The organism is Microbispora sp. NPDC046933 (assembly GCF_040644635.1).
In the GTDB taxonomy this organism is placed as follows: Bacteria; Actinomycetota; Actinomycetes; order Streptosporangiales; family Streptosporangiaceae; genus Microbispora.
This window is the reverse complement of record NZ_JBEYWW010000020.1, coordinates 90,156-103,468: the sequence shown is the minus strand read 5'-3', so window position 1 is coordinate 103,468 and position 13,313 is coordinate 90,156. Positions and strand designations below refer to the sequence as shown.

The following is a 13,313-nucleotide window of genomic DNA, read 5'->3' as shown; positions in this document are numbered from 1 at the left end:
TGGAGGACCTGGAGAACATCCAGCCCTGAGGCCTTCTCCTCGGAGAGAGCGTCAGCGGGCGGCGGCGGTCGGACGCTTGCCGTACGCGTGCTTGACGAGCTCGATCAGGACTTCCTTGCCCGACTCGCGCTTGCGCGCGTCACACAGCATGATCGGCACGTCCGGGCTGAGGTTGAGCGCGAGCTTGACCTCGTCCAGCTCGAAGACCGGGGCGCCCTCGAAGCAGTTGACCGCGACGACGAAGGGCGTGCCGCGCCGCTCGAAGTAGTCGACGGAGGGGAAGCAGTCGGCGAGCCTGCGGGTGTCGGCCAGCACGACCGCCCCGAGCGCCCCCCGGGCGAGCTCGTCCCAGACGAACCAGAACCGCTCCTGGCCGGGGGTGCCGAAGAGGTAGAGGACGAAGTCCTGCCCGATGCTGATCCGGCCGAAGTCCATGGCGACCGTGGTGGTCGCCTTCGCCTCGACCCCGGACAGGTCGTCCACGCCGACGCTGCGGTCGGTCAGCGTCTCCTCCGTACGCAGCGGCCGGATCTCCGACACCGCGCCGACCATCGTGGTCTTGCCCACCCCGAAGCCCCCGGCGATCAGCAACTTGATCGCCTTGGGCATCTTCAGGGTGTCAGAGCGCCCGGAGGCCATCGAGCACCGCCTTGTACATTCGCTCGTCGAGCACGTCCATCTCCGGTTGGGGCTGCTGCACGGCCACGAAACCCCGGTCGAACAGGTCGCCGAGGAGGACCCGGACGATCCCGGCCGGCAGGTCCAGATGGGCCGCGATCTCGGCGACCGACAGCGGCCTGCGGCACAGCCGCACGATCGCCTGGTGCTCGGGGTCGAGCCCGATCTCGGTTCCCGTGGTGGGCCGGATCGTCACCGCGAGCGAGATGAGGTCGAAGCGGTCCTGCGCCTCCGTACGGCCGCGGGCGATCACATACGGCCGGATGGTCGGCGCGTCGAGCAAACGCTCCTCGTCCGGGCTCCACTCGGAGTTCACAGGCGGACCTCGCTCCCCGTGGCGCGATCGATCGTGGTCCGGTCATGTGTGGTTCGGGCAGGTGAGGTGAGGTACTGCCCGACGCGCGCCACGAGCATGGCCATCTCGTACGCCACCAGGCCGACGTCGGCGTCTCCCGCGCAGAGCACGGCCAGACAGGCGCCCTGCCCCGCCACCGTCACGAGCAGGTAGGCCGACTTCATCTCCACGATGGTCTGCCGTACGGACCCGCCCTGGAAGCGCTCGCCGACGCCGCGCGCCAGGCTCTGCAGGCCGGAGGCGACGGCGGACAGGTGCTCGGCGTCCTCGACGCGAAGTCCCTGCGAGCCCGCCAGCAGCAGGCCGTCGGTGGACAGGACGATGCCGTGCTCGACCTCACGGACCCGCGCGACGAGGTCGTCGAGCAGCCACGCGAGGTCCGCGGAGGCCCCGGTCTTCTGTGTCACAGGTTGTCCTCCTCGTCACCCAGCATCTTCGCGGCCTCGGATCTGCCGCGCCTCGTCCCCGACTGGAACGAGCCCATGATCTTGCGGATGTCCTCCGGCGACCGGTCCTCCTCGTCCTCCGCCTCGGCCGCGTTCCTCTGCTCCTCGGCGAGCGCGGGAGCGAGGTTGGCCTGCGGCACCCGGAACGGCAGTCCCGACGGGGTGAACCCGGCCGAAGGCGCCGGCCTGTCCGGTTCGGCGCCGCCGGAGAGTGGGGCGCTCTGCACGGGCCTGGGCGGCTCGGGAGCCCTCGGCACGGGAACCACCTCCTGAACTGGTCCGGGAACCGCCTCGGGCGCGCCGACCAGCGCGATCTTCCGAGAGCCGGGCTCCCGCTGTCCGAGACCGGGACCGGTCTCCTCCTCGGGCAGGTTCTCCCCGCCCTCGATGACGAGGTCGCGCGGCAGCAGCACGACCGCGGTCGTGCCGCCGTACGGCGACGCCTTGAGCGACACCTTGATCCCGTGCCGCTCGGCCAGGCGGCTGACGACGTACAGGCCGAGCCGGGCGGTGCTCGACAGGTTGAACTCGGGCGGGTCGGCGATCCGCTGGTTGGTCGCCTCCAGGTCCTCGGCGCTCATCCCGAGGCCGCGGTCCTCGATCTCGATCGCGTACCCGCTGGCCACCGTCTGGCCGCCCACCTGCACCATCGTGTACGGCGGGGAGAACGACACCGCGTTCTCGATCAGCTCGGCGAGCAGGTGGATGACGTCGCCCACCGCGCGTCCGATGAGCGCGGTCTCCCCCATCGGCATCACGGTGACCCGGGTGTAGTCCTCGACCTCGGCCAGCGCGCCGCGTACGACGTCGACCATCGGCACCGAGCGCCGCCAGGCGCGGGCGGGGGACGCCCCGGACAGGACGATGAGGTTCTCGGCGTTGCGCCGCATGCGGGTGGCGAGGTGGTCGATGCGGAACAGGTCCTTCAGCTCCGCCGGGTCCGACTCGCGCCGCTCCATCACGTCGAGCAGCGTGAGCTGCCGGTGCACCAGCGACTGCGTACGGCGGGCGAGGCTGAGCAGGATGTCACGGATGCTCTGCCTGAGCTGGGCCTCCTCGACCGCGGTGCGGATGGCGGTCTCCTGGACGGTGTTGAACGCCGCGCCCACCTGGCCGATGACGTCGGGGCCGAAGTCCAGCGGCGGCGCCTCGGCCTTGACGTCGACCTTCTCGCCATGCGCGAGGCGGGCGACCACGCCGGGCAGCCGCTGGTTGGCCAGTTCGAGCGCGGCCTCGCGCAGCTTCTCCAGCTGGCGCACCAGCGCCCGGGCCGTGGTGATCGACAGGACGATCGACGCGATGACCGCCACCAGGCCGAGGCCGCCGGCCAGCGCCAGGCGGACGACGACTCCGACGGCCACCGACGCCGCCCGGTCGACCAGGCCGACGCCGGCCTTCTCCACGGCGTCCTGCCGCTGGGTGAGGACGTTCTCCGCGACGTTCCGCCACTGCTCCTGAGTCACCGGGAGCGTCATGTCCAGGCGCCCGGCCCGCATGACCTGGTCTTCCATCGCGCGCAGGCGGACGAAGGCCGCGCCTGCGGTGATCCGCTCGAAGGTGCTTCTGTCCTCCGAGGGCAGCTCGCTCGACGCCTGGTCCGTGAGGTATCGCTGGGCGCCCACGAGCTGGGCGAACCGGGCCCGGTCCGCGTCGGTCAGCCGTCCCGCCGCGAGTGCCCCCGCCAGGAGCGCGTCCTCCTGCGCGAACACCTCCCGGGCGCGGGTCAGTTCGACCAGGGTGCGGGCGTCCTTGGCCACCGCCTCGTCGTCCAGTGTGGCGAGGGAGACGTACAGGCGGTAGATGGCGTCGGTCACGTCGGTGAACGCCCGCGCCGCCCGGTCGCGATCGATCTGACCGGCGTCGATCTGCTTGCGCGCGGCTTCGAGCGCGTCCAGCCGCCGCCTGGTCTCGTCGAGGCGCGCCTCCAGGACGGGCGTCGCCGCCAGGCGGACGGCGTCGCCCGCCGACATCTCCTCGAAGTTCTTCTTGGCCGCGTCGCTGCGGGCGCGCTGGGCCTGCAGGTCCGCGCGCTGCACCTGTGCGGGATTGCCGAGGCGCACCAGCGTGAGGCGGCGCTCCTTCTGCAGTTCCACGAGCAGCGGCTCGCTCGGCTGGACGACGCCGTTGTCCAGCGTGCTCACCCACAGAAGGTTGACGCCTTCCCGCAAGGTCACCCATGCCGCGAACGCCCACAGCGCCGCGAGCGACAGCAGCAGAGCCGTCACCTTGGTCCGTACTCTGGAATTGCGGAAGCGCATGGGCCGTCCATCCTGTGAAGTGCGCAAAACCTGAAGAAGCTTCAGGATGATTGGTGCCGGTGACCCCTCAAGGGCGAGAGCGTCTTTCCGCCATGACGCTCTGGAACCTTAGCAATAGGGTCAAAACCGTTCAAGGCGGCACCGGGCCCATAAGAGACTACATGTCCCATTTTATGGAACGATGGCCTATTTACTGCTTCCTCACAGGATTGTGACTGCGCTGGATAGCGGCCAGGACCGCCGGGTCGCGCTGCGCGATATGGCAGGAGGCGAGCACCGCCGCGCGCACGATGGCCCCCGGCAGATAGAGGTCCTTGTCATGCCAGAGCGCCGGGTCCTCCGTCCCGGCGGATCGCGTGAGGAACAGGTACCCGCGCGCCGCCGCGTCCGCCCGCCGCTCGTCCTCGCCCGCGCCGGTCATGAGAAGGATCTGCAGGGCGTACGCCGTCTCCTCGCGCGTGCCCGTCCACCGCCCCCAGGAGCCGTCCTCGCGCTGCGTGCCGAGGACCCAGCCCACCGCCCGGCGTACCGCGGCGGCCGAGTCCGGGCCGCCGAACTCGTGCAGTGCGAGGGCACAGCTGACCGTCGCGTAGTACGGCGAGGCGTGCCAGCGATCCGACCAGCTTCCGTCCGCCTGCTGGTGGTCGCGGAGCAGGCGGGCCAGGTTGACCATGCGCCCCTCGTAGCGGCCGGCCGCCTCGGGGTGGCGCTCGACGTACGCCCCGAACGCGTCGAGCACGTGCGCGTTGAGGCTGGTCGAGAAGCCCTCCTCGCCCGGCCAGGTGTGGAAGCGGCTCTCCGACTCGTACGCCAGCAGGCTCTCCGGCTCCAGGCGCACGCCCAGGAGCGCCAGCGCGTACAGGACGACCGAGGTGGTGTCCGCGTCCGGCGGCAGCCCCGCCCCGGCCGCCGTTCCTTCCGGCCCCACGGTCCCGCAGAGGTCGGCGACCATCTCGGGGGGCGCGTCGAACGGAACGCCGGCGCGCGCCAGCCAGCTCAGGACCCAGCTCCGTTCGAAGAACGTGATGGGCAGGCCGACCGGGACCGGGCCGCCGTAACGACGCGCGACCGCCTCCAGATGGCGGCGCACCAGGGGATGACGAGGGTGCACGGAGCGGTCGTTCCACCCCGCTCTGTCACCCAGCCAGGCGGCGGCCGCCGCGGGTGAGGCCCCGACAGTGCCGATCGCCGTGGGGACCAGGCCCGGCGCGTGACAGGCCGCCTGCCCCGCCACCTCGAGCGCGTGCAGCAGCTTCTGCGGCACGTCGGCGCCCGCTCTGAGCGCGCCCCTGAGCCGGGCGATCCTGGTGGCGTCCATGCCTGGCGGCACGGTCAGGCGGACGGAGGGCAGCCCGAGGTCCGGCGCCTCGCGCAGATGCTCCTCGATGAGAGCGATGAGCGAGGGGACGATGAGTTCCACCGCGGGGGTGTCCGGCAGCGACAGACCGCCGGGCGCCGACAGGACGCGCGACAGCGCGAGGAGCCCCCGCTTCACCGGCTCAGCCGCCGACGCGTCGCCGGTGTGCCGGAGCCGCGAGAGCAGGGCCTCGGTCGCGCTGAGCGTCGGCACGAGCTCGTAGCCGTCCGGGGCGCCCCAGGCGCCGTCCGGCCGCTGCCGCGCGAGCAGGTAGCCGACCCGCTCGGCGTGTCCTGTCAGCCAGGGCGCGAGCGCGACCACCCGGCCGGTCTCGTACACCGAGGCGGACACCTCGCCCCAGGGCCGGAGCATGAGACCGGACACGAGTTCACGGGCCAGGGCGCCGGTGTCCACCTGTGGCACGCCGAGGGCGAGGTCGTTCACGCTCACCGCCCGCTCCAGTAGTCGGTCAGGCGGTAGAAACCCGCGCTGAAACCGATCTGGCGCTCCAGATAGGCGGCGGCCCGCGGGCAACTCCCCTTCAGAGGCTCGATCTGTTCCCGGCATCGGGCGACGAGTTCGGCGATCAACCCGGTCACCTCCGCACGGCCGATGCCGAGGGTCAGCACGTTGAGGTCCCCCGAAACCAGGTCCCGTTCGTACGACGCGAGATCGTTGAGCAGCCGGAGCACCTGCTGCACGAGCGCGCCGGCCGTGGTCAGCGCGCCGATGTGGTCGAGCGCCTGCGTGTCGCGGCTGTAAAGCCAGTAAGAGACATTGACGAAAGACGCGGCCGTGCTGTCGGCGTTGCCGAGATATTCCGGAACACCGGGCAGAGGGCCGCCCTCGGACGCCGACGCGCGCCACTCCCATTCGCGCGTCATCGCGACGAGAAATCGCTCAAGGCTTTCGCTCCACGTCGCGCGCAGGCCCGGGAATTCGGGCACGGAATTCAGATCGCGCGCGAGGTCGGCGAGAAATCCGGCGAGCGGCGTGGCCGGAATCCCGTCGTCGCCGGCCGCGGTCCGCAGGCAGCTCGACAGGAGGTCATCGAGGTCGGCGCGGGATCTCGTGACGTCGTCCACCTGCCAGTCGGCGGCGAACACCCACAGTGACACCCGGGTCAGGAAACGCAACTGATCGGCCGTGGACCACGGCGCGCCGAAGGCGTTGGCCAGGCAGAGCCCGGAGAACAGGCTCGGGCCGAACCGATCGGCGGGGAAAAGCTCCGGATATCGCGCCGCGTGATCGGCGAGGTCGCGTTGACAGGCCAACGCGAGACCGACCGTCCTCCCCTGATCCGCGGTCCTTTCGATCTCGTCTATCTCGATACGCGACATGACACCCCTTCCGGCGAACGACCCTTCTCGTACGGCCCGCCTCGCGCGGGCGTCTCCGGCTAGGTCGTGTCGCGGGGAAGCAGGCGCAACTCCACCGTCTCCTTCGGCCGCACCGAGCCCGCCGGGACGGCGGTGTAGGGCCCGGGATTCAGCAGGACCGGCCTGAACCTGCGCAACAGGCAGGCGAGCAGGAGCGGCGCCTCGACGTAGAACAGATGGAGCCCGAGGCACACGTGCGGACCGCCGCCGAACGGGAAGTAGGCGTAGCGGTGCCGGCGCTCCTGCGGCTCCTGAGTGAATCTCTCCGGATCGAAGTCCAGCGGCCGATCCCAGAACTCGTCCAGCCGATGCGTGACGTACGGGCTGATCAGGATCTGCGAACCGGCCTCGACACGGGTGCCGCCGATCTCGTCGGGGGCGACCACCATACGCGGGAACATCCACCCCGAGGGGTACAGGCGCAGGAGTTCCTGCAGCACGGCCTTCGTGTACCTCAGCCGCGGCAGCTGCTCCGGATCGACCGGGCCCGTCCCGACGACCTCGTCCACCTCGTCGTACAGGCGGGCGGTCACGTCCGGATGCGCGTGGAGAAGCGGCCAGAGCCAGGTCAGCGCCGTCGCCGTGGTCTCCGCGGCCGCGCCGTAGATGCTGACGAGGTCGTCGCGCATCTGCCGCTCGCCCGATCCGTCCCCCTCCGGGCCGCGGGCGCGGGCGAGCGCGGAGATGATGTCGCGGCCCTCCCCCGCATCGCGCAGGGCCTGCCGGACCAGCGGCACCACCACACTGTCGATCGTCTTCACGGCGCGCGCGAAGGCCCGGTCGCCGGGAACGGGCACCGAGTAAGGGATGAAGGGCATGAACAGCCGGAAGGTGAAGGACGACGCGGCGGTCGCGTACGCCGGAGCGAGCTTCTCGGCGTCCTTCAGCGGAACCTTGTCGCCGAACAGGACGTGGATGACGGCGTGGTTCGCCATCCGGGCCAGCTCCTCGCCGATGTCCACCGGCCGCCCGGCGAGGGCATGGGGCGTCAGCTCGTCGAGGCACTCCTCGATCGCCTCCACCATGCCCCGGGCCAGCGAGCTCACGTACCGCGCGGTGAACAGCGGCTGCAGGATCTTCCTGCTGGACTCCCAGCCGGGGCCGTCGCTGATGATGCTGTTCCCGGCCACCCGCTCCAGGGGTTTCCAGAACATGCCGTCGCGGACGTAGTTCGTCCAGTTGCCGCGCAGGACGTGGTGCACGTGGTCGGGATGGCTGACGAGGTACGGCCGGAACGGCCCCAGGTGAATCCGCACCACGTCGCCCCGAGCCTGCCTGCCGAAATCGGCGAGGGCGTTCACGGGGTCGCGGAGGAGGCGGGGCAGAGCGCGGTGGAGGGGAAGGGATCGAGGGGCGTCACTTGAGCGGAAACCAGTATCGGTAGACATCGCGGTTGTCTCCCACCTGCTGGCGGCGCCCGCGCGCCCACGGCAGTGGCACCTCGATGCCGGGGAACCGCCGGTCGTGCTCGCGAGGGCGCGGACGTGAATCACTTACTCGTCTTGGGCCGGACAGTAGGCAGAGCCCGGCGAAACTCCCTCGCTCCCTCACACCTCGTTCATCACCACCTGTGGGCCTGTCGGCCTCTGTGGTGCCACTTGGGGCAGTATCACATGATCGAATCCAAATGATCAAGATTGCAGGTCAGAGATACTTTCATCCCTGTGTGGCCATAGATGCGGCTATAGCCAGATTTGTCGCCTGAGACGGGTTTGATGTCCCGAGAAAAAGGGAAAGGCCGGGCCTTCACGGCCCGGCCTTCTCACGACGCGTCGTCAGGCGTGGCTGGTCACCAGCAGCGCGATGCCCACGAGGATGACGATGGGGATCAGCCACACCACGACCTCGCCGAGGAACTCCTTGTACATGGGGACCGAATCCTCTCGGTGACGTGCGGAAAGTTACCGAGCAGCATATTCGGTCACGTCGGGTGGGGGAACTGGGCACCGGCCCCGGCGGCACACCGGGGAGGCTCCTGCGCCCGCGGAGCCGTACGAGCCGGGAGGGGCGTCTCCGGCGGCGTAGATCTCCGCGGACCAGACATCGGATGAAACGTACATGCGTCCCCGCTGGTCAGGGCTTTCACGGCGCCTCGTCCCTGGGCCGGGCGGCAGGCCGCTCTCTACCATCGCGCCGGACAGCTTGAGGGAGAGGCGCGATGTCGAAAAGAAACGCGGTGGTGGCGGCCCTGCTCATGGTGCTCGGGCTGCTCGTCGCCCGGCCCGCCGAGGCGGCCGCGGTGCGGATCATGCCCCTGGGCGACTCGATCACCGGATCGCCCGGCTGCTGGCGGGCCCTGTTGTGGAACAAGCTGCAGAGCGGTGGCTTCACCAACATCGACATGGTGGGCACGCTGCCCGCGCAGGGATGCGGGGTGCCGTACGACGGCGACAACGAGGGCCACGGCGGCTACCTCGTCACGAACGTCGCCGACCAGAACCAGCTCCCGGCCTGGCTCTCCGCCACGCATCCCGACATCGTGATGATGCACTTCGGCACCAACGACGTGTGGAGCAACAAGCCCACCGACACGATCCTCGCGGCGTACGGCAAGCTCGTGGACCAGATGCGGGCGAGCAACCCGAACATGAAGATCCTGGTCGCCCAGATCATCCCGATGAACCCGAGCACCTGCCCCGAGTGCGCCCAGCGGGCCGTGGCCCTGAACAACGCGATCCCGGGCTGGGCCGCCTCGAAGACCACGGCGGCCTCCCCGATCGTGGTGGTCGACCAGTGGACCGGCTTCAGCACGAGCACGGACACCTACGACGGCGTGCACCCCAACGACAGCGGCAACCAGAAGATGGCGGACAAGTGGTATCCCGCCCTGTCGGCCCTGCTCGGCGGTGCGCAGCCGTCCCCCAGCCCGAGTCAGAGCCCCAGCCCCAGCCCCTCGCCGACCCGGTCGCCCTCCCCGTCTCCTTCGCCCTCGCCTTCGCCCTCGTCCGGCCCCTCGGGCTGCACCGCGACCTACAAGATCACCAACCAGTGGGGCGGCGGCTTCCAGGGTGAGGTCACGGTCAAGAACACGGGCACCGCTCCCATCAGCGGCTGGACCGCGACCTGGACCTTCACCGGCGGGCAGCAGGTGACCCAGGCGTGGGGCGGCAAGGCCACCCAGAGCGGGGCGAACGTGACCGTGAAGAACGAGAGCTGGAACGGCTCCCTCGGCGCCGGCGCGAGCACCACCTTCGGCTTCATCGCCTCCTGGAACGCGTCCAATTCCGCCCCCACGCCCGCCTGCGCGGCCGCCTGACCTCGATCGGGCCGGGCCTCTAACGGCGCGGTCGGCCCGCCCGGCAGGCGTGCGTCCCCCGGTGTCCCCCGGTGCCCGTGTGCGGGCCCGGGGGACGCGCGCTTACGGCCGGATGCACGCGTTCTGAACTGTTCGTGACAGCCGCCGTCCCGCGGTCGCCGACCGTGTTCCCTGGGAGGTGTGACCCCCTCTGACCGGTCGTGGCCGGAGGCCGACGTGGTCGGCGCCGCCGTCCGCGACCCCGTCACCGTGTACGGCGGCACCGGCACTGCGCGCGAACTCGCCCACGAGGGCAACCGGGTCCCCGACATCGCCGCCCTCGACGCCCGCCGTCTCGTCGTCGCCTGGCGGGCCGGGGTGGCCGACCCGGTGGACCCCTCCCCCACCGACCAGGGCGCGATCATGTACGCCCGGTCCGGGGACGGCGGCCGCACCTGGACCACCGGAACGCTCGCGGCGGACACCTCCACCCATCGCTACCACTACGTGGTGTTCCTCAAGGACGGCGACACGCTGCTGGCGCTCCTCGGCCGGATCACGATCGCCGCCGACCGCGACGCGGCGGGAAACGTCGACGGCTTCCCGGTCACGATGGTCGCCAGGAAGAGCACCGACGGCGGCCGCACCTGGGCCGACCACCCCGTCTCCGTCGCCGTTCCGCCCAACTCCCGGGGGGTCGTCGTGGCCGGCAAACCCCTCAGGCATGAGGGCGCCTGGCTGGTGCCGTACTGGCAGGCGGCGGGCGGCACCACCCGGGCGGGCGTGCTGCGCTCGGCCGACCTGGTCACCTGGACGCCGGGCGCCCTGGCGGACAACCCGCCCGGCCTGTCCGTCGAGGAGCCGCAGGTCGTCGTGTCCCAGGACGACCCGCACGCCCTGCTCATGGTCGCGCGCACGCTGCGCGGCGGAACCGCGGCGGACAAGGACGCCCACTACCGCACCCACGCCGCGTACGCCGCGACCGCGACCAGCACCGACGGCGGGCTGACCTGGTCCGCCTTCGCCGTGGACCCCGAACTGCCGAACTACTACGTCAAGACCTTCTTCACGAAGGACTCCCTCGATCGCTACCTGACCGTCTACAACACACTGGCCGGGCCGTTCACCGGCCCGGCGTCAGAAAAGCCCGACCAGTATCGCGAGGTCCTCCACTACAAGGTCAGACGGCCGGGCACTCCGTGGGGCCCCGGGCGGCTCTTCGCCGACGGCAGGCGGCTCACCCGTGGCGCGGCCCGCGGCTGGGACGTCTACGCCTCGGCCGACGAGTACGAGCCCGGCCGATTCTTCGTCGTCTGGGAGCACAACCAGATCGAGATCAAGGTCGCCCGCCTCGACCTGGCCGACGTCTTCACCGGGGTCGCCCCCGGCTGGGGCGGATGGACCATGACCGGCGGCGCCGAAATCATCGGACCATTCGGCGAAGGCGGCCCGGCTGCCGCGACCGCCGAGGCAGGCGCGGACCGATCGGCGGACACGGGCGTGCGGGCCGTCACCGCTGGAGCCGGCGACTCCGGCCCCGCCGTCGCGGGCGGTGCCGCGAGTGCTCCCGCCACCGACCCCCCGCCGGATCGCCGGCCCGCACTTCTCCACCTTGCCGGCGGGCGGATCAGCCGGCCGTACGGACCGCCTGAGGGCTTCGTCCTGACCTTCCACGGCAGGGTGACGCGGTTCCCGAGCTCCGGCGACGGCCTGCGGATCGAGGTGAGCACGGGCACGCGCCTCCTCAGGATGGCCGTACGGCCCGGCGGCCCGCACGCCCTGACACCGGACGGATGGACCCCCGTCCCCGGGATGGGAGACCGGTGGCGGGTGATCGTCGACACGGCGGGCACCGCGACCGCGCAGGCCCTCCCTCCGGCCGCCCCACCCGGAGCGGGGTGGACGGTCCCGGCGGCGGGCGCACCGCCGGGCGTGTCGGTCGGCGGCGACGGAGAGGCCGTGCTGGAGCTGGTCGAGGTCACCGACCACGTGGCGGGCGGGTCCTGGACGGGATGGACACTCGACCGGGGAGCGGCTCTCGTGGACGGCGGCCTGCGCCTGCGCAGCACCACGAGCGGGGTCGTCTCGGCCGTGCTGCCCCTCGACGTGACCAGGGCGTGCGACTTCACCGTGGAGTTCCGGGGCCGGGTGATCGACGACAGCGCCCTGGACCCGCGGACCGGACGGGGGGTCAGCCTCGGGACGAAGGTCGCGAACGGCGCCCGGCGGCTCATGCTGACGGTGCAGCGGGGCGGCGTGTGGACGATGACGAAGGGATCAGGCACCTGGGAGAGGATCCTCACGCTCCCCGAGGCCGGGAGAACCGCCACCTGGAAGGTGACCGTGGACAGCGCGGGAGTGGCCCGCCTGCACCGTGACGGCGCGGACACGGGCGTGACCTGGGTGGTGCCGGACAGCAGGGAGACGCCGCAGGTCACGCACTGGGTGGCGGGCACGGCGGGCGGCAACGCGGCTGAGGCCCACGTCGACTGGACCCTGGTCACGGCCACCCTCGGCACCCGTTGATCGCACAAGCCGAGTCGCTGAGGCACCGCCGGGCATCATCGCCCGAACTATTCCAGAGCCGCCCGGCTGGACGGTGAGGAACGGAGCTTCCGACCCCTGAAGACGCCGAACCGGACCACGACGGCTTCCGACCCTTGGAGACCCGGGCTTGGCTCTGTCACCGGTAGCCGGTGACGTCGGCGGGGCGGCCGGGGTCCTGGACCTCCACGAGATATCGCCAGCAGTCGGGGCGGCTGCCGTCCACGTCGGTGAAGCCGTACACCTGGGCCAGTTGGCCGCTGGACAGCGACTGCCCGTTCCAGCGGCTCACCTCGGGGTCGGCGGCCAGGGCCGCCACCGCGCGTCCGACGAAGGCCGGGGTCTCGGAGATGGCGAAGTGCGGCTGGTGGGCCAGCGCGTCGCGCCAGTTGGCCTCCGTCACGCCGAAGTGCTCCAGCATGAGCTCCGAACGCAGCCAGCCCGGCGTGAGCGACACCGCGGTCGCGCCGTGCGGCGCCAGCTCCTTGGCCTGGGCGAACGCCATGCGGTTCACGGACGTCTTCGCGAGGTCGTAGAAGAACGAGACGCGGTAGTTGGCGGCGTTGTATTCCGCCGTGCCGTCGGTGACCTCGACCACCAGGCCGCCCGGCTTGCGGATCAGCAGCGGCAGCGCGTAGTGGCTGGTGATGATGTGCGTGTCGATCGCGAGCCGCAGGATGCGCAGGCCGTCGTCGAGCGAGTGCTCCCAGAGCCGGTCGCTCCAGCTGAACAGCAGCTCGCCGCCCCAGATGTCGTTGACCAGCACGTCGAGCGCGCCCTGCTCGGCGTCGATCCGCGCCACGAGGGCCCGCACCTGCTCGCGGTCGAGGTGGTCCACCGGCACGGCGATCCCCCGCCCGCCGGCGGCGGTGACCAGCTCGGCCGTCTCCTCGATCGTCTCCGGCCTGTTCATCTCCGAGCGCCGCTCGCGGGTGCTGCGGCCGGTCACGTAGACCGTCGCCCCCGCCGCGCCCAGCTCGGCCGCGATGCCGCGTCCCGCGCCCCGGGTCGCCCCGGCGACGAGTGCGACCTTCCCCTCCAGGCTGCTCGTCATGAGACGG

The 13,313-nt window shown here is 71.2% G+C and carries 10 protein-coding genes; 2 read left to right on the top strand and 8 right to left on the bottom strand.

The features are described from left to right. Positions 1-51 precede the first annotated feature (51 nt). From ABZ857_RS25720 to ABZ857_RS25690, 7 genes are all read right to left on the bottom strand, one after another. Complete coding sequence (locus tag ABZ857_RS25720; RefSeq protein WP_357046983.1) at positions 52-639, bottom strand: ATP/GTP-binding protein; 588 nt, start codon at positions 637-639, stop codon at positions 52-54. Beyond that, positions 620-994, bottom strand: a complete 375-nt coding sequence (locus ABZ857_RS25715) for a DUF742 domain-containing protein (RefSeq protein ID WP_357046981.1) — start codon at positions 992-994, stop codon at positions 620-622. Before ABZ857_RS25715 ends, ABZ857_RS25720 begins: the two co-directional genes overlap by 20 nt. Beyond that, on the bottom strand, positions 991-1,440 hold the full coding sequence (locus ABZ857_RS25710; RefSeq protein WP_357046979.1) for a roadblock/LC7 domain-containing protein: 450 nt from the start codon (positions 1,438-1,440) through the stop codon (positions 991-993). Before ABZ857_RS25710 ends, ABZ857_RS25715 begins: the two co-directional genes overlap by 4 nt. Further along, positions 1,437-3,737, bottom strand: a complete 2,301-nt coding sequence (locus ABZ857_RS25705; protein WP_357046977.1) for a nitrate- and nitrite sensing domain-containing protein — start codon at positions 3,735-3,737, stop codon at positions 1,437-1,439. Before ABZ857_RS25705 ends, ABZ857_RS25710 begins: the two co-directional genes overlap by 4 nt. A gap of 190 nt (positions 3,738-3,927) precedes the next feature. After that, positions 3,928-5,544 carry a prenyltransferase/squalene oxidase repeat-containing protein gene (locus tag ABZ857_RS25700; protein ID WP_357046975.1) on the bottom strand — a complete coding sequence of 539 codons (1,617 nt, stop codon included), beginning with the start codon at positions 5,542-5,544 and terminating at the stop codon, positions 3,928-3,930. After that, positions 5,541-6,434: a hypothetical protein gene (locus tag ABZ857_RS25695; protein WP_357046973.1), complete on the bottom strand. Its 894-nt coding sequence runs from the start codon at positions 6,432-6,434 to the stop codon at positions 5,541-5,543. The genes ABZ857_RS25700 and ABZ857_RS25695 overlap by 4 nt, the downstream gene beginning before the upstream one ends. A gap of 59 nt (positions 6,435-6,493) precedes the next feature. Then, positions 6,494-7,774 (bottom strand): cytochrome P450, encoded by a 1,281-nt coding sequence (locus tag ABZ857_RS25690; RefSeq protein WP_357046971.1) that lies wholly within the window; start codon positions 7,772-7,774, stop codon positions 6,494-6,496. 857 nt (positions 7,775-8,631) lie between these two features. Here ABZ857_RS25690 and ABZ857_RS25685 point away from each other — a divergent pair. Together ABZ857_RS25685 and ABZ857_RS25680 are read left to right on the top strand one after the other, a co-directional pair. Then, entirely contained in the window at positions 8,632-9,729 is a 1,098-nt protein-coding gene (locus tag ABZ857_RS25685; protein ID WP_357046968.1) for a cellulose binding domain-containing protein, read from the top strand. 180 nt (positions 9,730-9,909) lie between these two features. Beyond that, entirely contained in the window at positions 9,910-12,234 is a 2,325-nt protein-coding gene (locus ABZ857_RS25680) for a sialidase family protein (RefSeq protein WP_357046966.1), read from the top strand. A 157-nt stretch (positions 12,235-12,391) separates the two neighbouring features. On the opposite strand, the gene ABZ857_RS25675 is transcribed toward ABZ857_RS25680, so the two are convergent. Beyond that, a complete protein-coding gene (locus tag ABZ857_RS25675; protein ID WP_357046964.1) occupies positions 12,392-13,306 on the bottom strand; it encodes an SDR family oxidoreductase in 915 nt (304 codons plus the stop codon). Positions 13,307-13,313: the final 7 nt, after the last annotated feature.